This window comes from unidentified bacterial endosymbiont (assembly GCF_918797525.1).
Taxonomy (GTDB): domain Bacteria; phylum Pseudomonadota; class Gammaproteobacteria; order Enterobacterales; family Enterobacteriaceae; genus Enterobacter.
The window spans coordinates 3,481,559-3,501,424 of record NZ_OU963893.1; the positions used below are offsets into that span (position 1 = coordinate 3,481,559).

23 protein-coding genes and 3 pseudogenes are annotated in these 19,866 nt (G+C 55.0%); 13 read left to right on the plus strand and 13 right to left on the minus strand.

The genetic code is table 11. From position 1 onward, the window contains the following. Window positions 1-124: 124 nt before the first annotated feature. Window positions 125-1,348 carry a phosphoadenosine phosphosulfate reductase gene (locus tag NL510_RS16580; protein ID WP_253378253.1) on the plus strand — a complete coding sequence of 408 codons (1,224 nt, stop codon included), beginning with the start codon at window positions 125-127 and terminating at the stop codon, window positions 1,346-1,348. Then, on the plus strand, window positions 1,333-1,959 hold the full coding sequence (locus tag NL510_RS16585; protein WP_253378255.1) for an IbrB-like domain-containing protein: 627 nt from the start codon (window positions 1,333-1,335) through the stop codon (window positions 1,957-1,959). Before NL510_RS16580 ends, NL510_RS16585 begins: the two co-directional genes overlap by 16 nt. Here NL510_RS16585 and NL510_RS16590 read toward each other — a convergent pair whose 3' ends face one another. Continuing rightward, on the minus strand, window positions 1,960-3,120 hold the full coding sequence (locus NL510_RS16590; RefSeq protein WP_253378264.1) for a pyridoxal phosphate-dependent aminotransferase: 1,161 nt from the start codon (window positions 3,118-3,120) through the stop codon (window positions 1,960-1,962). Between the two features lie 122 nt (window positions 3,121-3,242). Between NL510_RS16590 and NL510_RS16595 the strand changes: the two genes are divergently transcribed. Genes NL510_RS16595 through NL510_RS16605 form a run of 3 tightly spaced genes read left to right on the plus strand, consistent with a single transcriptional unit; the run spans window position 3,243 to window position 5,082 of the window. Then, window positions 3,243-3,857 carry a methylthioribulose 1-phosphate dehydratase gene (locus NL510_RS16595; protein WP_253378266.1) on the plus strand — a complete coding sequence of 205 codons (615 nt, stop codon included), beginning with the start codon at window positions 3,243-3,245 and terminating at the stop codon, window positions 3,855-3,857. Continuing rightward, on the plus strand, window positions 3,854-4,543 hold the full coding sequence (gene mtnC, locus NL510_RS16600) for an acireductone synthase (protein ID WP_253378268.1): 690 nt from the start codon (window positions 3,854-3,856) through the stop codon (window positions 4,541-4,543). The genes NL510_RS16595 and mtnC overlap by 4 nt, the downstream gene beginning before the upstream one ends. Then, window positions 4,540-5,082: a 1,2-dihydroxy-3-keto-5-methylthiopentene dioxygenase gene (locus NL510_RS16605; protein WP_253378270.1), complete on the plus strand. Its 543-nt coding sequence runs from the start codon at window positions 4,540-4,542 to the stop codon at window positions 5,080-5,082. The genes mtnC and NL510_RS16605 overlap by 4 nt, the downstream gene beginning before the upstream one ends. Window positions 5,083-5,127: 45 nt before the next feature. On the opposite strand, the gene NL510_RS16610 is transcribed toward NL510_RS16605, so the two are convergent. After that, the gene (locus NL510_RS16610) at window positions 5,128-5,409 is read right to left on the minus strand and encodes a hypothetical protein (RefSeq protein WP_253378273.1); all 282 of its coding nucleotides are present in this window, start codon (window positions 5,407-5,409) and stop codon (window positions 5,128-5,130) included. A 293-nt stretch (window positions 5,410-5,702) separates the two neighbouring features. Here NL510_RS16610 and NL510_RS16615 point away from each other — a divergent pair, with 293 nt between their 5' ends. Next, the gene (locus tag NL510_RS16615; protein WP_253378275.1) at window positions 5,703-6,446 is read left to right on the plus strand and encodes a glycosyltransferase family 25 protein; all 744 of its coding nucleotides are present in this window, start codon (window positions 5,703-5,705) and stop codon (window positions 6,444-6,446) included. Window positions 6,447-6,461: 15 nt separating this feature from the next. On the opposite strand, the gene NL510_RS23080 is transcribed toward NL510_RS16615, so the two are convergent. Genes NL510_RS23080 through NL510_RS23085 form a run of 3 tightly spaced genes read right to left on the minus strand, consistent with a single transcriptional unit; the run spans window position 6,462 to window position 7,225 of the window. Continuing rightward, complete coding sequence (locus NL510_RS23080; protein ID WP_436298427.1) at window positions 6,462-6,794, minus strand: hypothetical protein; 333 nt, start codon at window positions 6,792-6,794, stop codon at window positions 6,462-6,464. Next, entirely contained in the window at window positions 6,757-6,975 is a 219-nt protein-coding gene (locus NL510_RS16620) for a phage portal protein family protein (RefSeq protein ID WP_436298429.1), read from the minus strand. Before NL510_RS16620 ends, NL510_RS23080 begins: the two co-directional genes overlap by 38 nt. A gap of 1 nt (window position 6,976) precedes the next feature. Beyond that, window positions 6,977-7,225, minus strand: a complete 249-nt coding sequence (locus NL510_RS23085) for a hypothetical protein (RefSeq protein WP_436298431.1) — start codon at window positions 7,223-7,225, stop codon at window positions 6,977-6,979. 358 nt (window positions 7,226-7,583) lie between these two features. On the opposite strand from NL510_RS23085, the gene NL510_RS16625 reads away from it, so the two are divergent. Next, on the plus strand, window positions 7,584-8,144 hold the full coding sequence (locus NL510_RS16625; protein ID WP_253378277.1) for an Ail/Lom family outer membrane beta-barrel protein: 561 nt from the start codon (window positions 7,584-7,586) through the stop codon (window positions 8,142-8,144). 170 nt (window positions 8,145-8,314) lie between these two features. Here the strand turns inward: NL510_RS16625 and mtnA are convergent, their stop codons facing one another. Next, the gene (gene mtnA / locus NL510_RS16630; RefSeq protein ID WP_253378279.1) at window positions 8,315-9,343 is read right to left on the minus strand and encodes an S-methyl-5-thioribose-1-phosphate isomerase; all 1,029 of its coding nucleotides are present in this window, start codon (window positions 9,341-9,343) and stop codon (window positions 8,315-8,317) included. A 104-nt stretch (window positions 9,344-9,447) separates the two neighbouring features. On the opposite strand from mtnA, the gene mtnK reads away from it, so the two are divergent. Next, entirely contained in the window at window positions 9,448-10,647 is a 1,200-nt protein-coding gene (gene mtnK / locus NL510_RS16635) for an S-methyl-5-thioribose kinase (protein ID WP_253378281.1), read from the plus strand. Window positions 10,648-10,667: 20 nt separating this feature from the next. On the opposite strand, the pseudogene NL510_RS23165 reads toward mtnK, so the two are convergent. Further along, window positions 10,668-10,810 (minus strand): annotated as a pseudogene (locus NL510_RS23165) (LVIVD repeat-containing protein); the annotation flags it as partial. Window positions 10,811-10,847: 37 nt separating this feature from the next. Between NL510_RS23165 and NL510_RS23090 the strand changes: the two are divergent. Together NL510_RS23090 and NL510_RS16640 are read left to right on the plus strand one after the other, a co-directional pair. Then, window positions 10,848-11,012 (plus strand): annotated as a pseudogene (locus NL510_RS23090) (oxidoreductase); the annotation flags it as partial. Continuing rightward, window positions 11,013-11,090: pseudogene (locus tag NL510_RS16640) on the plus strand (helix-turn-helix domain-containing protein); the annotation flags it as partial. On the opposite strand, the gene NL510_RS16645 reads toward NL510_RS16640, so the two are convergent. Together NL510_RS16645 and cstA are read right to left on the minus strand one after the other, a co-directional pair. Further along, window positions 11,087-11,284 carry a YbdD/YjiX family protein gene (locus NL510_RS16645; protein ID WP_064325255.1) on the minus strand — a complete coding sequence of 66 codons (198 nt, stop codon included), beginning with the start codon at window positions 11,282-11,284 and terminating at the stop codon, window positions 11,087-11,089. The pseudogene NL510_RS16640 and the gene NL510_RS16645 sit on opposite strands and share 4 nt — an antisense overlap. Window positions 11,285-11,366: 82 nt before the next feature. After that, window positions 11,367-13,472 carry a pyruvate/proton symporter CstA gene (cstA, locus tag NL510_RS16650; protein ID WP_253378283.1) on the minus strand — a complete coding sequence of 702 codons (2,106 nt, stop codon included), beginning with the start codon at window positions 13,470-13,472 and terminating at the stop codon, window positions 11,367-11,369. Between the two features lie 268 nt (window positions 13,473-13,740). Here cstA and NL510_RS16655 point away from each other — a divergent pair, with 268 nt between their 5' ends. The 3 genes from NL510_RS16655 to NL510_RS16665 are packed head-to-tail and all read left to right on the plus strand — an operon-like array spanning window position 13,741 to window position 16,023. Then, window positions 13,741-14,436, plus strand: coding sequence for a nucleoside recognition domain-containing protein (locus tag NL510_RS16655; protein ID WP_253378285.1), 696 nt, complete (start codon window positions 13,741-13,743; stop codon window positions 14,434-14,436). Next, a complete protein-coding gene (locus NL510_RS16660) occupies window positions 14,433-14,897 on the plus strand; it encodes a YjiG family protein (RefSeq protein WP_253378287.1) in 465 nt (154 codons plus the stop codon). The genes NL510_RS16655 and NL510_RS16660 overlap by 4 nt, the downstream gene beginning before the upstream one ends. Before the next feature lie 13 nt (window positions 14,898-14,910). Further along, window positions 14,911-16,023, plus strand: a complete 1,113-nt coding sequence (locus tag NL510_RS16665) for a M20 family metallopeptidase (protein WP_253378289.1) — start codon at window positions 14,911-14,913, stop codon at window positions 16,021-16,023. A 197-nt stretch (window positions 16,024-16,220) separates the two neighbouring features. On the opposite strand, the gene entH is transcribed toward NL510_RS16665, so the two are convergent. From entH to entE, 4 genes are read right to left on the minus strand one after another with little or no spacing between them, the layout of a single operon-like run. Then, window positions 16,221-16,634 (minus strand): proofreading thioesterase EntH, encoded by a 414-nt coding sequence (entH, locus tag NL510_RS16670; protein WP_253378291.1) that lies wholly within the window; start codon window positions 16,632-16,634, stop codon window positions 16,221-16,223. Further along, entirely contained in the window at window positions 16,635-17,390 is a 756-nt protein-coding gene (gene entA / locus NL510_RS16675) for a 2,3-dihydro-2,3-dihydroxybenzoate dehydrogenase EntA (RefSeq protein WP_253384972.1), read from the minus strand. Further along, on the minus strand, window positions 17,390-18,244 hold the full coding sequence (locus tag NL510_RS16680; RefSeq protein ID WP_253378298.1) for an isochorismatase: 855 nt from the start codon (window positions 18,242-18,244) through the stop codon (window positions 17,390-17,392). Before NL510_RS16680 ends, entA begins: the two co-directional genes overlap by 1 nt. A 10-nt stretch (window positions 18,245-18,254) precedes the next feature. Continuing rightward, entirely contained in the window at window positions 18,255-19,865 is a 1,611-nt protein-coding gene (gene entE, locus NL510_RS16685) for a (2,3-dihydroxybenzoyl)adenylate synthase EntE (RefSeq protein WP_253378308.1), read from the minus strand. Between the last annotated feature and the right edge of the window lies 1 nt (window position 19,866).

Below are 19,866 nucleotides of genomic sequence, written 5' to 3' on the forward strand. Positions count from 1 at the left end.
TCCTAAACAAATAGATTATAAAAAAATACAATTTATTCGTTCCCTCGCCTTTAGTTTGACTACTATTATCCTCTTTTCTTATTGACACAACGATTTGGTATCTATTTCCAGGAGGAGCTTGCTATTGTCAATTTATAAGCACCCAATAAATAAAGATGTCCTCGAAGCAGCCACAGAGCGTATCTCGTGGACGCTTGAGAATTTTCCACAGGTTTGCGTTTCTTTTTCCGGCGGCAAAGATTCCACCGTCATGCTCCACTTAACGGCTCAGGTGGCGAGGCGAAAAGGGAAAAAAATACACTTGCTTTTTATCGACTGGGAAGCACAGTTCACCTGTACTATTCAACATGTCAATAAAATGATCGTGCAATACGGCGATATTATTGAGAAGTGCTGGTGGGTTGCCCTACCGCTCACCACGCAAAATTCACTGTCACAATTCCAGCCGGAATGGCAGTGCTGGGAGCCGGGTCAAAACTGGGTCCGCCAGCCGCCGGAAGATGCGATCACGGAACCCGTCTATTTTGATTTTTACCAGCCAGGGATGACGTTCGAAGCCTTTGTCCGTGCATTCTCTGACTGGTTTGCCCAAAAACGTCCGGCGGCAATGATGGTAGGGATCCGCGCCGATGAATCTTACAACCGCTTTTTGACTATTGCCAACGCGCGAAAACAGCGTTTTGCCGATGACAAACCCTGGACGACCGTCGCTCCGGGCGGGCATGCCTGGTACATCTACCCGCTTTACGACTGGAAAACCGCCGATATCTGGACATGGTTTGCGAAAACGGGTGGTCGTTATAATCCCCTTTACGAGCTGATGTTTCAGGCCGGCGTACCGCTGCGTTATATGCGCATCTGTGAACCCTTTGGCCCGGAACAGCGCCAGGGGCTGTGGCTCTACCACGTTATTGAACCCGAACGCTGGGCTGCGATGTGTGAACGGGTAAGCGGCGTACGCAGCGGCGGTATCTACGCCGGGCATGACAATCATTTTTATGGGCATCGCAAAATTCTGAAACCTGATCACCTCTGCTGGCGCGAGTACGCCATGCTACTTCTCGACAGCATGCCGCACGCAACAGCAGAACATTACCGCAATAAAATCGCCATCTACCTGCACTGGTATCAGAAAAAAGGTATGCCTGATATTCCCGACCTCCAGCAAAGCGATACAGGCGCGAAAGATATTCCGTCATGGCGACGGATCTGTAAAGTGTTACTTAATAACGATTACTGGTGTCGTGCACTCTCATTCAGTCCCAACAAACCCATGCATTACCAGCTATACAATGAACGAATAAAAGCAAAACGCCAGCAATGGGGGATCTTATGCAACAACGATTAATCAAAGAGATGGCAAGCTATCTTCAGTCACTTCCTGAAGAACAAAAAATTGAAGCTATTAACGCCTTTCGCCAGGCGATCCACGAAAATAGCCCTTTTCACAATCAGCCCATCGACTGTGTACTGTGGATAAAACACGATGAGATTAGTGCCAATGATTACAACCCCAACAATGTCGCGCCGCCGGAAAAACGCTTGCTCACTCAATCACTGGAACTGGACGGATTCACGCAGCCGATCGTCGTGACGGAAAGTACCCCCTCACACTACGAAATTGTAGATGGTTTTCACCGTCACGATATCGTTGCCAGTCGGGCGGCGTTAACCCGTCAGCTCAAAGGCTATATGCCGGTCACCTGCTTACGTAAAGAACGACAGAAAAAGCATGACCGGATGGCGGCAACCATTCGCCACAATCGCGCACGTGGCCGTCACCAGATTAACGCCATGTCAGATCTGGTGCGTGAGCTTTTTCAGCTTGGCTGGGATGACACAAAAATTGGCAAGGAGCTTGGCATGGACGGTGACGAAGTGCTACGCCTTAAGCAGATCAACGGCCTGCTGGAGCTCTTTGCAGACCGCCGCTATTCCCAAGCCTGGACGGTGAAATAATCAGAGTTTGTTTAAGCGCTCCGCCGCTGCCAGCAGCGTTGACGCCTGTTTTGCAAAGCACAGACGAATCAGCTTATGCGGGAAAGGATCGGCGCAGAATACTGACAGCGGAATAGCCGCTACGCCCGCCTCTTTGGTCAGCCACTGGCAGAAACTCACGTCGTCCAGGCTGGAAATTGCGCTGTAGTCGGCCAGCAGGAAGTAAGTCCCTTCGCAGGGCAATATTTCCAGACGGCTTTGGCTTAAGGCATTCACAAACAGGTCCCGTCGGGAGCGGTAGAAATCGGGCAACTGGCGATAGTGTTCCGGTTGAGCGCGCAGCATATCCGCCAGCGCCAGTTGGGCAGGGGTATTCACGGAAAAGGTCAGATACTGGTGAACTTTACGCACCTCAGCCCCGATCGCAGCGGGCGCCACGCAGTACCCCACCTTCCAGCCGGTCATGTGGTAGGTTTTACCGAATGATGAGACGGCGATGGCGCGCTCACGAAGCCGCGGATGCGCCAGCACGCTGGCGTGTCCTTCCCCGGCAAAGCAGATATGTTCATACACTTCGTCGCTAAGAACATAGATTTCATGCTCAGCGATGGCCTGCCACAGGGCGGTAAAATCGCTCTTCTGCCACACCGTCGCCGTCGGATTGTGCGGCGTATTGAGGATCACCAGCCGGGTTTTATCGCTCAGTAAGGCCGCAAACGCCTGCCAGTCAGGACGAAAGTGCGGCGGCTGCAGCGCCACGCGTTTTACCACGCCGCCGGAGAGTGTTATCGCGGGCGCGTAGCTGTCATAGCCTGGTTCAAAGCAGATCACCTCATCCCCGGTGCGCACAAGGGCCGCGATCGCAGCGTACAGCGCTTCGGTAGCACCTGCGGTTACCGTGACCTCGCTGTTGGCATCCGGTTGATAACCATAAAGTTCAGCCGTTTTATCGGCTATGGCTTCACGCAAGCTTTGCGCCCCGGTCATGGGAGCATACTGATTCGCCCCCTGCGCAACATGGTACGCCAGACGCTCCTGTAAATAGCCTGGACCGTCAAAATCCGGGAAGCCTTGCGACAGATTAATGGCATTGTGCTCCTGCGCCAGGGCGCTCATCCGGGAAAAAATAGTAGTACCGAGATTGGGGAGTTTACTGTCTGGAATCAATGGGTTGTTACTCATTGCGTTAGGCCTGCTTGTAATACTTATGTTGCTGCCACTATAACACGATGTTAATCTTTGGCAATCAAGACGCTTAGACGTCTAAACAATATGACTATTCCTGGCCGGGAGGGTAAAAGGAAATGACCGACAACCTGCAACTCACGCAACTGGTCGAGGCCTGCCGCTGGATAGGTGCCAAAGGTTGGGCGCCAGCCACCGGTGGCAATATGTCGGTGCGTCATGATGAGCGCCTTTGCTGGCTCAGCGAATCCGGCAAAGACAAAGGCAGCCTGACCACGCGCGATTTTATGCAGGTAGAGATCGACACCAGTCGCGCCCCGTCAGAACGCAAACCGTCGGCCGAAACCGCGCTGCACACCCTTATTTATCGCCTTTACCCTCAGGCCAGCGCCGTATTGCACGTCCATACCGTCAACGCCACGGTATTGTCACGGCTGGTCAAAGGCCCGGAACTGAGAATAAGCGGCTTTGAGATGCAAAAATCCCTTAGCGGGCAGACGACTCATCTGGACACCCTGACCATCCCGGTATTTGATAACGACCAGGATATCGACGCCCTCGCCTCACGTATCGCCTGTTACGCGCAAGAACGTCCGCTTAATTATGGTTTTCTTCTACGCGGCCATGGCTTAACCTGCTGGGGACGCGATGTGGCAGAAGCCCGCCGTCATCTTGAAGGGTTGGAATTCCTTTTTGAATGCGAAATGCGTTTACGACAACGGGAGAAAATATGATTCGCGCAATTGTGACGGATATTGAAGGGACCACCAGCGATATCTGTTTTGTCCATGATGTTTTGTTCCCCTATGCGCGTGAGCGGCTGGCGACCTTTGTGACCGCGCAGCAATACGCCGAGCCGGTCAAATCGATTCTGGATAACCTGCGCGATGAAACAGGCTCTGCGCACGCCAGCGTTAGCGAGCTTATCAATATTCTGCTCGTCTTTATAGATGAAGACCGTAAATCGACCGCGCTGAAGGCGCTGCAGGGCATCATCTGGCAGGACGGCTACGTCAATGGCGACTTTACCGGCCACCTTTACCCGGACGTACTGCCCGCGCTGGAAAAATGGAAGGCACAAGGCATTGATCTCTATGTTTATTCCTCTGGCTCCGTTGCGGCGCAGAAATTGTTATTTGGCTACAGCGACGAAGGTGATATTACTCATCTGTTCAGCGGCTATTTTGACACGCATATCGGCGCCAAGCGCGAGGTGCAGTCTTACCAGAACATAGCGACGCAAACGGGCATCCCCCCGTCGCTGATCCTGTTCCTGTCGGATATTCATCAGGAGCTGGACGCTGCTGAACAGGCAGGTTTTCGTACCCTGCAGCTGATTCGCGGCGATGATGACGGCGCAAGCCATCACCATCAGGTCCATCAGTTTGACGAGATTAATCCGGAGCAGATCCCTTCATGAGCGCATTAACTGTTTTTTCTGTTAAAGACCCGAGCCAGCATCAGTGGCACACTACCGACGCGGCAGAGATCACACAACGCCTCAGCGCCAAAGGCGTACGCTTTGAACGCTGGGCGGCCGACCGCGATATGGGCCGGGATCCTGCCCCCGAGGCGGTGATCGACGCCTATCAACATGCGATCGACAAACTGGTGGCTGAGAAAGGCTACCAGAGTTGGGACGTGATCGGCCTGCGCGCCGATAACCCGCAAAAAGAGACACTGCGCGCGAAATTCCTCAACGAGCATACCCACGGCGAAGACGAAGTGCGCTTCTTTGTCGAAGGCGCAGGGCTATTCTGTCTGCACATTGGCAATGAGGTGTATCAGGTATTGTGCGAGAAAAACGATCTGATCTCAGTGCCAGCGGGCACCCCGCACTGGTTTGATATAGGCTCCGAGCCGAATTTTACCGCCATTCGCATTTTCGATAATCCGCAAGGATGGGTCGCACAGTTTACCGGCGACGCGATAGCGGATGCCTATCCGCGACTGGCATAGCAAACATCATTTTAGGTGAGCAGCGTTTTTTAAATTGAATGTCTTTCAGACTCTCCAGGTTTTGGTCAGGAAACCACTGGCGTCAATAATATCTTCAAGGCCAACGGTTTTAACCCGCAATGTCTGATTCGAAATATCCCGATGCGTCTCACTGCCGTAAGCCAAATTATTTAATAACGGATAGTTTGCATCCGCGTCGACAATCGGCAACAGCAATTTCATGGCTTCAGTATACAGTTGGCCATTGAGGTCAAATCCCTTTTGAGCAGCCACATACACTGTTTCAAAAAAAATGAGTGATAACCGTTGCGGATCATAAAGCAGCATTTGCGGGCTGGTATTGGTTATAACCGCACAATTTGTCGTCTTTGATGACCCAGGAGTCAGCGTAATTGCTCACGCGTCAATTGCCTGTAGCGCGGCTAAATTTTCAGGACTATTTACGGTCAATTATGGATTACCTAAAACGAAAAAATTTGCGGGTTTTGGACAGTCCAGAATTGATTATAACGTCAACATATAAGCTCGTAATGCGTGTCTTTCTCAACGCAAATTTATATGCCTTGCTAAAAACAAAGTCACAGATTAGCATTCGACCTTTGATTTTATGTGGGTAAATTATGCGTATTTTTATAATCAATCTCGTAAATGAAACTGAGCGCTTGTCGGCCGTAACTTCCCAGTGTGCAAATTATAATCTTTCCTATGAGGTGATATCGGCCATCAATGGCCGAAAAACCCCGCAAAATCTTTTGAGCGTTATAGTCGAATCCCACGAAAATAGCGCGTTAACGCAGGGCGAGATTGGTTGCGCGTTAAGCCATTTAAGCGTGTATGCCACTATGGACGCCGAAAACATCCCTCAGGCCCTGATACTGGAGGATGACGCTGTTTTGTCGTCTTCTATCAAGGATTACCTTGCTGGCGCAAAGGAAATATTAAGCACGAAGACCCCAGAAATGGTGCTCTTGACTGGGAACTGTTCATATAACCGATCCCTCAAGAAGACTGACAGCCTTAACCGTCAATTTCACAGGGTGATATGTGGAAGCGGCGGCCACGGCTATGTAATCAACCTTGCAGCTGCCAGAAGGCTCTTACATGCGAATAGGCCGGTCAGACTTGAGGCGGACAGATGGACAGTATTCAGGGACCTGGTAGGTCTAAAAATATGGTGTAGCGATTTACCCGTGATCAAAAGCTGTTGCACCGCGCCTGGCACTTCTACAATCGGCTCCGAGCGAGAACGTGTTGCAAAGGCCAGAGGGCGGGCAATAAACAGACTGAAAAAAAAGGTTTCCTTTTACCAATTAAAAAGAATTAAAAACATGCTCTTAAGTAAGTTTGACGCGGCGTCGTTCTAAGTAAAAATATGACCGTTAAGCCGTTCTTCGCCAGACCGCTACAAGACAGGATTTATTAACAACGCTTAGTGCAGATCCACTACCCACGCTTCCTGTTGCCACTGATAACGTGTGGATATAAACCGGTATGGCGACAGTATGGCTATGTGAGCCAATCGCCACGGTGTGGGTGTGCGCTCCTGCGAATGACGACGTCTTTGTACCATCGTCAAAGGAACTACTGGTTTTAGTGCCGTAGCCGTTCAGCGCCGCCAGTTGGCTGATAAGATTCGTGAACATGCCCTCCATCTGACGCGCGTTGGTGGAGGATTTACCGTCCGCAAGGCTGGTCAGTATACTGCCTAACATGGCCTTTGATACGGTCCTCCCCTGCGTGTAGTAGGCGATACGGGCCGGGAGACCATAAATTTCCAGAAAACGCCACGAGGTCGCGCAGCGTGAAGTTCTTAAACAGGTACGGCCAGGCCAGAACGCGGAATAGCCCCGAGGACGTGCTGAAGCCAGAGCGGGCGTTATGGCGGATGGACAAGTCAGCCGAACGGCCACAATTCAGCGCCGTTTATACCGTCCTGATAAATGCCATCATCATTCAGCTTGTCATGGTATGCACGTTGCACTTTGATAAAGTACGATTCACCTTGCTCTTTCAGACACTTAAATTGAGCTTTCCGTACCATCAGTTCCGAATTCAGCTGTTCAAGCGAACGCTCAACTTCAAGACGCTCCTCTCCTGAGTCATAAACTCCACCTTCGGCACTATCTGCTTGTCGAGCGGGCATTCAGCCGTTGCCGAATATTCATTACCCGTTTATTCAGGGCGGTGATATTGCATGTCGCGACTGTTGAGCGCTTTGATTTACCTGCAGCAGGAGGGCATCCCAAATCCAAATCGCGCGAACCGATTAAAACCAATGCCATTATCTACACCGCCCCTCCCGCACAATAAGAGTAAAGGCTGATTCACACCCATTTCATCTCTGAAACAAACTAAGCTAAACACCTTATCAACATTTCCATGCTAAATGTTAATAATACCCCCGACATTAAGACTGGCGTTTATTTTCCTTTACAGCAATCCATATCGTCATCCTGCGAATATGGATAGTAAATTTCACTTATTACAACACTGAGCTATCAATGATGAAAAAAAGTATTGCCGCAGCATTATTATGTAGTGGACTATTTGTAAGCACGGGTGCGCTTGCTGACAACCATACTGTGTCGATGGGATATGCACAAAGCAATATTAAGGATTTTAAAAACCTTCGAGGCGTAAATGCCCAATACCGTTATGAATGGGACTCTCCTGTTAGCATTATTGGCTCACTTAGCTATATGGATAGTAATAATGAAACTTTTTACAGTGATATTAACGGACTTTCTGTTAAAGGCGACCTCGATGTCAAATATCATTCCATTCTTGCTGGTCCAGCATACCGTATTAATGACTACTTAAGCCTTTACGGTTTGGTGGGAACGGCTTACACCAAAGCGAATGTCGAGTTGACTCTGTCTGGCGTTACTGGATCAAAGAGTGAATCTGACTCCTCTACTAACTTCGCCTATGCTGCCGGGCTAGCGATTAATCCGACAGATAATCTGTCCGTTAATGTAGGTTATGAAGGCAGTCGATCGCGATTGTACGATGATAAGATATCCTTCAACGGGTTTAATATTGGGGTTGGCTACCGTTTCTAAATTTTAGTACAGCAATTCTAAAGCACCCGTGCTGAATAGATAAAAATTCACGAGGCGTGTAGCGACCTTCGTAAGCTGCTTTGTTGATGGTCAGGTATCTGAATTAATGCCTGGAACATTCCTGACCATCATCATTGCTGATCGGTACGCAGTGTTGGTGTGAGGGAGAATCAAACCGCACGCACCATAAACACGCCTTTTTCAACCTCTTCTGGCAGCACCACGCCCGTATCCAGCACCCAGCCGGTAATCAGCGCCGCAGGCGTAACGTCGAAGGCCGGGTTATAGACCTGCGCGTCTTCGGGTGCCCACTGCACCGCGCCAAAACTACCCGCCACGCCCGTCACTTCGCTTGCTGCGCGCTGCTCAATGGGGATCGCCTCCCCGCTCGGGCAGGCCGGATCCAGCGTGGTATACGGCGCGGCAACGTAGAACGGAATACCGTGGAATTTCGCCAGCACCGCCAGAGAATAAGTACCAATTTTGTTGGCCACATCGCCATTGGCCGCAATACGATCGGCACCCACCCACACGGCGTCTACCTGCCCTTTCGCCATCAGGCTGGCGGCCATGGAATCGGTGATCAGCTGATAGGGCACGCCAAGCTCGCCAAGTTCCCATGCGGTTAATCTGCCACCCTGCAACAGCGGACGCGTCTCATCCACCCACACGTTGCTCACCTTCCCCTGCTGGTGCGCGCACGAAATGACCCCAAGCGCCGTGCCGACGCCCGCCGTAGCCAGCCCGCCGGTATTACAATGGGTCAACAGGCGGCTGCCGGGTTTCACCAGCGTGCTGCCCGCTTGCGCGATGGCGTCACAAAGCCGTTTGTCTTCTTCAATCAGACGTAATGCTTCGGCCGTAAGCGCCGGAACAAAGTCCTCCTGCCCCAGCACACGCTTCATGCGATCAAGGTTGTTCATCAGGTTCACCGCGGTCGGACGAGATGCCCGCAAGGTATCCAGCGCCACGGCCAGCGCATCGCGGCTGGCTCCATTTTCGGCCAGCAGCGCCAGCAGCAGGCTTGCAGAGAGGCCAATCAGCGGTGCGCCGCGTACGCGTAAAGCGTGAATGTGCCCAACGAGCGCCTCGGTAGTGGAGGCGTCCAGCCAGCGTTTCTCCTGCGCAAGCGCCTGCTGGTCGAGAATGAAGAGCTGATTACCCGCCATCCGCAGGCTGGTCGTCTGGAATGTCTGCATGTCGTTAATTCCTGGTTGCGTTGCTGTAGCACATTGTGTCAGGATGCAATTCAGATGTATAGACGTCTACATGTCTTTATAACAAAACCCGTGAGGAACAACCCATGTCGCGCTACCGTACCTTTACCGCCCAGGACGCCGTGGAGTATGCGAGGCAGTTTGGCGGCCTTGATAATCCATCATCGCTGGTAGAGGCGCAGGAAGTGGGCGACGGAAACCTCAATCTGGTGTTCAAAATTTTCGATAGCGCAGGCGTGAGCCGTATCATCGTCAAGCAGGCGCTGCCTTACGTGCGCTGCGTGGGTGAGTCCTGGCCCCTGACGCTGGATCGCGCCCGTCTGGAAGCACAAACGCTAATTGAGCACTATAAGCACAGCCCGCAACATACCGTTAAAATCACTCACTTCGACCCGGCGCTGGCGGTGATGGTGATGGAAGACCTCTCCAGCCATAGCATCTGGCGCAGCGAACTGATCACTAACCGCTATTATCCACAGGCTGTGCATCAGTTGGGCGAGTATCTTGCGCACACGCTGTTCCATACCAGTGATTTTTACCTGCACCCGCACGAGAAAAAAGCGCAGGTAGCAAATTTCATCAACCCGGAGATGTGTGAGATCACCGAAGACCTGTTCTTTAACGATCCCTACCAGATCCACGAGCGAAACAACTACCCTGACGAACTGGAGAACGATGTAGCCGCCCTGCGTGACGATGCCCCACTGAAGATTGCCGTGGCGTCCCTCAAGCACCGCTTTTTCTCACAGGCTGAAGCCCTATTGCACGGAGACATTCACAGCGGCTCCCTTTTCGTGGCCGCCAGCAGCCTGAAGGCCATTGACGCCGAATTCGGTTATTTCGGCCCGATTGGCTTTGACGTGGGGACTGCGATAGGCAACCTGCTGCTGAACTTCTGCGGCCTGCCGGGACATCTCGGCATTCGCGATGCCGCCGCCGCCCGCGAACAGCGCCTGACCGACATTCAGGAACTGTGGAATACTTTCGCAGAACGTTTTCAGACGCTGGCAAACGAAAAAACGCGCGACGCCGCACTCAGCACGCCGGGCTATGCCTCTGCGTTCCTGAAAAAAGTGTGGCAGGATGCCATCGGTTTCTGCGGTACCGAGCTGATTCGTCGCAGCGTAGGGCTGTCGCACGTGGCGGATATCGATACCATTCATGACGACGCCATGCGCCACGAATGCTTGCGCCACGCGATAACGCTTGGGAAGGCGCTCATCGTGATTGCCGGGCGTATCGACAGCCCCGAAGAGCTGGTGGCGCGGGTGCGGCAGTACAGTTGAGTGCGGACATCAAAATACGCTCACCCCACCGACAGCCCGCCGTTATAATCCGTGCTGTAGATAACCCCTGCGCATCGACAAACACATCGCTCGACTGAATAACCTGCGGGCGACTGGGACGCGTATACCTCATCCTGTTCGGCGCAGTCACCACCAGCACCCCGCCACTTCTGGCCTGCCCGGGCAGATGGTGCCTTACTCTGCCGACCAGCCTGCGCGGGTTGGACATCATTATCAACAATCACAATAAACTGGACACGGGATTGCCCACACGCTGCGCCCGGTGGCGTCAATTCACGCTCTGGCGGTTGCGTTAAGCCCCGAGGTGCGCCGCGTTTGAAAAGGTCGAGACCTTCAACCAATAGCGCACCCGTGAAAAGCTGGCGGCAATCTACGGCTGTAAACAGGAGCAGATCAGCCTCTATTTACCAAAAGAGGGTTAACAGCATTTCGGCCCACCCTTACTGCCGTAACGGGCGTCCTGCCGATCGCGGAAAAATGCTTCATAGGTCATTGGCGTTTGGTCAGGGTGATTGACGCGCATATGCTCGACGTAGTTATCGTAATCCGGCACGCCGATCATCATTTTAGCGGCCTGGCCTAAATATTTACCTGCTTTGGAAAGGGTGTCGAACATATCTGTTTCTCAGTTATTGCCCCTCACCCTCCCCCTTCCGCCATAGGGGAGAGGGTCGGAGTGCGGGGGGGAATTGACTATGTTAATGCGCCCCTTTCGCCTGGCTCACTATCGCGTCCAGGTTCTCAGGCATCGGCTCATACGGTGTCTCTTTCGCCGTCGGCCTGTCTTCTTTCAACGCCGCCAGCGCGGTCTTGAGAGAATACAACGCCAGCACCACGACCACCACCATAAAGAAGAGGGTCAGCCCGGCATCCAGACGGTTATTAAACACCAGTTGCGACAGCTGTGCTTGCGTATACTGCGCTGGAATAGTTCCGCTGTCGATCATCGCCTGGAATTTATTAGCAATAGCCAGGAAGCCCACTTTATTGTCCGGGCTAAAGGCTTTCTGCCAGCCTGCGGTCAGTGTACACACCAGCAGCCACGCCGTTGGCAGTAACGCGACCCACGCATAACGCTGGCGCTTCATTTTGAATAGCACCACGGCGCACAGCATCAGGGCCATTCCCGCCAGCATCTGGTTGGCGATACCGAACAGCGGCCACAGGGTATTAATACCGCCCAGCGGATCGACCACCCCCTGATGCAGAAAATAGCCCCATGCCAGCACGCACAGCGCGGTGGCCAGCAGGTTAGCCGGGAGCGAATCGGTACGTTTCAGGTTCGGGGAGATAACCCCCAGCAGATCCTGTAGCATAAAGCGCGCCGCTCGCGTTCCCGCGTCTACCGCCGTCAGGATAAACAGCGCTTCAAACAGAATGGCGAAGTGATACCAGAACGACACATCCATCAGCCCGCCCAGCGCGCCGTGCAGAATGTAGGCCATCCCCACCGCCAGCGTCGGCGCACCGCCAGCGCGGGAGATGATCGACTGCTCGCCCACCTCACTGGCGATGTGGATCAAGGTCTCGGGGGTGATTGCAAAGCCCCAACCGCTCACCACCTGCGCGGCGGAGGCCACCACGTCGACGGTTCCGGCAGGAGCCAGTACCGCCATCGGGCTGTTCATTGCGAAGTAGACGCCCGGGTCGATAATACAGGCCGCCACCAGCGCCATAATCGCCACGAAGGACTCCATCAACATGCCACCGTAACCAATCAGGCAGGCCTGATTTTCATTGGTCAGCATCTTCGGCGTAGTTCCAGAGGCAATCAGCGCGTGGAAGCCAGACACAGCTCCACAGGCGATGGTAATAAACAGGAACGGGAACATGTTGCCGGTCCAGACCGGGCCGGTTCCGTCAATAAATTTCGTCAACGCTGGCATGGTCAGGGTCGGGCGCATAATCAATATGCCGATTGCCAGACCGACGATGGTGCCTATTTTCAGGAAGGTTGAGAGGTAATCACGCGGGGCCAGCAGCAGCCACACCGGCAGCACCGCGGCCACAAAACCGTAGCCCACCAGCATCCAGGTTAGCTGTACGCCGGTGAAATCGAAAAACGGCGCCCAGGTAGGGCTTTCTGCCACCCAGCCGCCGGAGATAATCGCGAACACCAGCAATACCAGACCCATTACCGACACTTCGCCAATGCGCCCGGGGCGCAAATAGCGAATATAAATCCCCATAAACAGCGCTAGCGGAATGGTGAAGGCGACGGTATAGGTTCCCCACGGGCTGTGGGTCAAGGCTTTCACGACGATCATCGCCAGTACCGCAAGGATAATGACCATGATCATAAAGGTCGCCACCAGAGCGATGACCCCGGCGGTAGCGCCCATCTCCTCTTTCACCAGCTCGCCCAGCGAGCGGCCGTCGCGGCGGGTGGAAACAAACAGCACCATAAAGTCCTGTACGGCGCCGGCCAGCACCACGCCTGCGAGGATCCAGATCATCCCCGGCAGGTAGCCCATCTGCGCCGCCAGCACCGGTCCCACCAGGGGACCTGCTCCGGCGATTGCCGCAAAGTGGTGCCCAAAAAGGACTTTTTTGTCAGTAGGAACATAGTCCAGGCCGTCATTATGCCGAACGGCAGGCGTCATCCGCGTGGCGTCCACCCCCAGCACGTTTTTAGCGATATAGCGGCCATAAAAACGATACGCGATCAAATACACGCAGACGGAGGCAACGACAATCCATAGCGCATTAATCTGCTCCCCCCGGTTAAGGGCGATATAGCCCAGGGCAAAGGCACCCACAACGGAGAGCACTGCCCATATTAGGTATTTCCCTGAGTTATTCATAAATGGTGCCCGTGGTAGTGAAACAGTGAGATGTTACATTTTGTTTCTAGAACAACGGCAAAAATTTAACAACTTTGAAACGCAATAGTGTGTGGTCAAACCAGACATTTACACCACATTGTTAAGTCGATCACTTTTGCGCTGTCAGCGATCACATATTTGCTTTTTTTATCCTCGCACCGCCTTATGAAATGATGTGTATCATCTTTTTTGCACAACGCCCCGCCAGAATGAACCTGCGCACTGACGCGTTTACAAGGAAAACGATATGAACAGTTCAGTACCTCAGGAACAGAAAGTTGGACCCGGCGCGTACTTTGCGCTGGCTTTCGCTGCCGTTTTCTTCTCCGGCCTGTTAGGCGGCAAGGAGTGGTATGGCGTTTTTGATTTCACCACCCTCAACGGGGCCTTTGGCAAGGTGGTCAGCAGGGCCAGCCTGGACGATGGCACCCTGACCACCGCCACCAGTGCCTTTCGCGGCACCGGCGGCAGCGGCGCGATGGACGGCTTTCTGTTTGCGCTGGGGCTTATTCCGGCGGTAATGTTTGCCCTGGGGATGATCAACGTGCTGGAACACTACGGTGCGTTACGTGCCGCGCGCACGTTGTTAACCCCACTCCTGCGCCCCTTGTTGGGTATCCCCGGCACCGCCGGGCTGGCGCTGATTGGCAGCCTGCAAAGTACCGACGTTGGCGCCTCCCTCACCCGCAATCTGGCGGATGAAGGACAAATCAGTGAAAAAGAGAAAGACGTTTTTGCCATGTTCCAGTTCTCCGCCGGGGCGATGATCACTAACTTTTTCTCCTCCGGCGCGATCCTGTTTACGCTGATTGCTGTCGATGGTACGGCGGCGGTTCCCACCTCCATCGGTGCCTGTGTTGCCGTGATGTTCATTATGAAAATTGTCGGCGCGAATCTGTTGCGCCTGATCCTGACGTTCACTGGTAAAGGAGACGCCGTATGAGTGCCCCGCAATCTAATCCCGTTATCACGGATGTCTTCGTCGAAGGCGCGCGCAAGGGCTGGAGCATTGCCACCAGCAGCACCCTGCCCAACGTGGTGATGGCCTTTATCATCATCAAGGCCCTGGAAATCACGGGTGCGCTGAAAGGGTTGGGCATGATTTTCGCCCCGCTGATGGGGCTGTTTGGCCTGCCGGGTGAAGCGGCGGCGGTGCTGATTGGCGGCTGGATGTCAATGGGCGGCGGGATTGGCGTCGCTATTGGCCTGTTTGATAAAGGCATTCTCAGCGGGGAACACCTGGCGATCCTCGCCCCGGCCATCTACCTGATGGGCTCACAGGTACAGTATCTCGGACGCATTTTGGGCGTTATCGGTACCCGTGCCAAACGTATTCCGCTGATGATCGCCCTTTCGGTCGTCAACGCTTTCTTAGCCATGCTGCTGATGCGCATTATTCTCTGAACAGGACACCCTCATGAATCTGGACCATTACATTGAAGAACTGAAAACGCTGGTCAACGTAGACTGCGGTACACAGACCCTTGCCGGCGTGGCGACCGTAGGCGGGATAATACAACAGCTCTGGCAGCGTGAAGGCTGGCACGCCGAACAGGTGGATCTGGGCTGCCAGGTTGGCCCGGGGGTCTTTGTCAGCAATAAGCCCCAGGCCGCGCAATTTGACGTGCTGCTGGTCGGCCATCTCGATACCGTGTTTGCCCCCGGAACCGTCGCCGAACGCCCGTTGAGTGAAGACGACACCCGACTTTACGGCCCAGGGGTATCGGATATGAAGAGTGGCTTACTGAATATTCTGTGGGCGATGCGCGAGCTGGATAGCGCCGATAAAGAAAGGCTGGCCATTGCCGTGGCGATGAATCCGGACGAAGAGACCGGCTCGGTCCATTCCCATCAATGGATTGGCGAGCTGGCAAAACGTTCTCGCTGCGTGCTGGTATGTGAAGCCGCCCGTGCCGACGGGTCGCTGGTAAAAGCCCGCAAGGGCATGGCGGGCTATCACCTCACCTTCAACGGCGTGGCGGCACATGCAGGTAACGACCCGGAAAAAGGTCGCTCGGCCATTATCGCGCTGGCAAACAGCGTGACGGCCATTACGGCACTGACCGACGTTGAGCGCGGTACCACGCTCAACGTCGGGGTGATCCATGGCGGCAGTGCGGCCAACGTAGTGGCGGATAAAGCCCTTGCTGAACTTGACGTCCGCTTCTGGGAAAACGATGAGTACGATCGGGTAAACCAGGCGCTGGAAGCCTTGTGCGAAAAAGGTTTTTTAGACGGGGTAACCACCACCCTGACGCGGGTAAATCACAAACCGGCAATGGCGACCAGTGAAGAGACGCAAGCACTGATGCAGCAGGTGGAAGCCGCCGGAAAAGCTGAAGGTATCCCCATCACCTGGCAGGCGGTTGGTGGCGGTAGTGATGCCAATCACACTGCCGCGCTGGGCATCCCGACGCTCGATGGCTTTGGGCCTATTGGCGCGGGTTTCCACAGCCCTGCCGAGTGGCTGGACAAGGCATCGATTGCGCCGCGAATTCGGTTGTTGAAGCGGATTGTTTCAATGCTCTGAACGTGTTTCCCCTCACCCCTGTACGATCCGGGGATAGGGTGAACTTTTCTTAACATGTTTTACCCCTGGTGATCGACTTTTTCCTCAGGTCGATCACCAGCACGCTACCACCACACCCTGATATTCCCTTATCTGCTCTGCGCTATTCCAATCTCAAAAGGGAGGATTAGGGTTGTGGGGGGAATCCCCCCACAACCCTACCCCAGCACCATGGTGCTCAACCGACAGGTACAGCAGCGCCGTCCCTGCTCATCGAATACCACTATCTCCCAGCTCTGGGTGGAACGGCCCAGATGTAGCGGCTGACATACCCCGCGCACCTTGCCCTGGGATACCGCGCGGTGGTGCGTCGCGTTCAGCTCCGTTCCTACCACATTCTGCCCGTCGCGGGTCATTAGAAAACCGGCCATTGAGCCTAGGGTTTCCGCCAGTGCGGCAGAGGCTCCGCCGTGCAGCAGGCCAAAGGGTTGATGCGTCCGCGCATCCACCGGCATTTCCGCTTCCAGCGTATCGTCGCCGATGCGGGTATAGACAATACCAAGATGCGCCACCATGGTGTTGAGACTGGTGGCATTAAGTTCTTCAGGCGATAAGTGACGTTTCCAGATCATCTAAGCCCCCAGCGTAGAGCCGCCGTCCACTACGATATCCTGCAGGGTGATATGGCTGGCAGCATCGGAAGCAAGAAACAGCACGGTACTGGCAATCTCCTGCGGACGGGCGATTTTACCCAGCGGTATTCCGAGCTTAAACTGCTCGCCAAAACCGCGAATACGCCGCTGTTCAGCATCATCACTGTTCCACAGGGTGCGCTGCATATCGGTATCGGTGGAACCCGGTGACACCAGGTTACAGCGCACGCCGCTGCCCGCCAGCTCCAGGCCAACGGTCAGGGCCAGGCTTTTCAGCGCCGCCTTCGATGCGCCATAGGCGCTCATGCCGATACGCGGCGTGTGCGCGGCGTCAGATGCCACGGTGACAATCGCCCCGCCCTGTTGACGACGGAACTGGCCCATCGTCTGCTGGAACAGGTTAAACGCCCCGCCAACGTTGACCGCAAACGTCTGTTGCCAGTCCTCAGGCGAGAGTTCATCCGTTGGGCCCATACGCAAAATACCCGCGGCGTTCACCAGCACGTCCAGACGATCAACGTGGCTCAGCAAACGAGCGCAAACCTCACGAACCTGCGCGGCATCCGCCACGTTCAGCGTTTCGGTGGCAAACGGGTAATCGCTCTGCGGGAACGCCAGATCGAACCCGGTCACCTGCGCACCGGCTTGCACAAACGCCAGCGCGCTGGCATAGCCTATCCCCTTGCCCGCGCCCGTTACCCAGACGGTTTTACCGCTGAAATCGAATCCCGCCATCATTTCACCTCGCGGGAAAGCAGCGCCCACCAGGCGTCGAGGGTCGGTTTTTTAGCCAGCATCACGAAATCGATATCGCCGTGCACTTTGCGCCAGCGCGCAGCCAGCGCCATCATGCGCACGGAGTCCAGACCGTAGTCGATCAGGTTCTCGTCATCCATCGGCTCGTCGGATTCATCCAGCAGCGGCAGCACCAGTTCACGCAGCGCCGCTTTGGATGCCGGAACGGACGGCAGCAGTTCGTCGGCCATCACCACGCGCCCGCAACGTCCCGCCACGTAGTTGAGCGACATAAGGTGCTCGTCACGGGTGAAATCCGCCAGCGCGTCGGCGATAAAGAACGGTTTAATATCGCGCATAAACGCGTCGGTCGCGGTGGTCATACAGCCGATGTGCGCGTAAACGCCGACGATCAGTAGCTGGTTGCGACCGGTCTCTTTCAGCATCTGCTCCAGCGGCGAGCGGTGGAATGCGCTGTAGCGCCACTTCACCAACACGGTATCGGTGTCGTCCGGCGCCAGCTCTGCCACAATACGCTGCAGCTCAGGAGAGCGGGTCAGGCCCGGTCCCCACATGTCGTTTAACAGGGCACGGTCTTCATCGCTCTGCTCTTTCGGCTGCGCGGTGTAGTAAACCGGGATGTTATGCTCTTTGCAGTAAGCGCGCAGCCTGGCGATATTCGCCACCACCTGCTGCATCATCGCGCTATTTTCACCCCAGAAATTGAGGAAATACTCCTGCATGTCGTGGATCAACAGCGCCGCGCGTTCGGGTTCGAAGGCCCAGTTCACTTTGTTGGTCGGCAAGTCTGCGGCAACGGGCAGTGCGTAAGCGGTTAATTTTGGAATGGCCATACTCTTATCCTCAGCCCTGGGCGCGTTCAGCCAGCCACAGGCGCAACTGTTTCTTATCGACTTTGCCGACGGGCGTTAACGGGAGCGCATCAACGCTCTCCACGCGGTCCGGCAGTTTGAATTCTGCAACGCCCTGCTCGCGCAGGAAGCGACGCACTTCCACCGCGCGCAGCGGCTGTTTCACCACCAGGTACGCGCAGCTCTTTTCGCCCAGCAGGCTGTCCTCCATGCTCACCAGCGCGGCGTGGATCACCGACTCATGGCGCAGCAGCAGGTTTTCAATCTCTTCCGCCGCGATCTTCTCGCCACCGCGGTTGATCTGATCTTTCTCACGCCCCTGCACGGTGATATAGCCCTGCTCATCAATGGCGATAAGATCGCCGGAACAATAAAAACCGTTGGCATCAAAGGCGCTGGCGTTGTGTTCCGGGCTGTTGAAATAGCCGCGGAAGGTATAGGGCCCGCGCGTCATCAAACGCCCGACTTCGCCGCGCGGCAGCGGATTACCCTTTTCATCTGCCACCCATACTTCGTCATCCGCGCACATCGGGCGGCCCTGAGTGTTGATGATGCGTGCTGGCGTATCGTCGAGGGCGGTGTAGTTCACCAGCCCTTCCGCCATGCCAAATACCTGCTGTAGCTGGCAGCCAATCTCAGCCGGAATGCGTGCAGCGAGCGTGGCGGACAGGCGTGCGCCCCCCACCTGCAGCAGCGTCAGCGAGGTAAGCTGGCCATTGCCCGCGCCTTCGGCAATCGCCTGCAGCCACAGGCTGACCGCCGGAGGCACCAGTGAGGTGACGTTAATCTGATGCTTTTCAATCAGCGGAAAGCAGAGCGTGGCGCTCGGATCGTTCGCCAGCACCACACAGCCCCCTGCGGTGAAAATACCCAGCGAACCCGGCGAACTCATAGCGTAGTTGTGCGCCGCTGGCAGCGCGTTCAGGTAACGGGTTTCAGCGGTAATACCGCAAATCTCGTTGCTGCGACGGATACTGTAGTCATAATCATTGTGCGTACGCGGGATCAGCTTTGGCGTGCCGGTACTGCCGCCGGAGAGCTGGAAAAAGGCCACTTCGTCAGCGGGCGTCGGGTTCGGGATGAGGTTATCCGCCGGGCGGGCAATCGCCGCGTCCAGGGCATACTGATCTTTATCGCCGCGCAGCAGTACAACGCGCACCGAGCGATGTTCGTCCACGAAGGTCTTGAGGAAATCATCGCCCGCGAATAGCGTATGGTCGCGATCGGCAATCAGCAGCGCGGGTTTAATCTGCAAGGCGTAAGCGTTCAACTCGCTGCGTTGATGGCTGAACAACGCGTTAACTGGCGCAACGCCAATGTGCAGTAGCGCGAAGAAGGTGATGTAGAATTCCGCCACGTTGCCGAGCTGCACCAGCGCCGTCTCGCCGTGCTGTAGCCCCTGCGCCTGGAGCGATGATGCCAGGTTGACCACCGCCTGATTAAACGCGCGGTAGGTGATGTGCCGTTCACCGTCGATAATCGCCACGGCATCGCTGTGCGCGCGATCGGTCAGGATGTGGGTTAACGGCAGATCCTGCCAGTAGCCTTTTTCACGGTAACGCCGGGCAAAATCCTCGGGCCAACGGGTAAAGGGAAGGGTCATA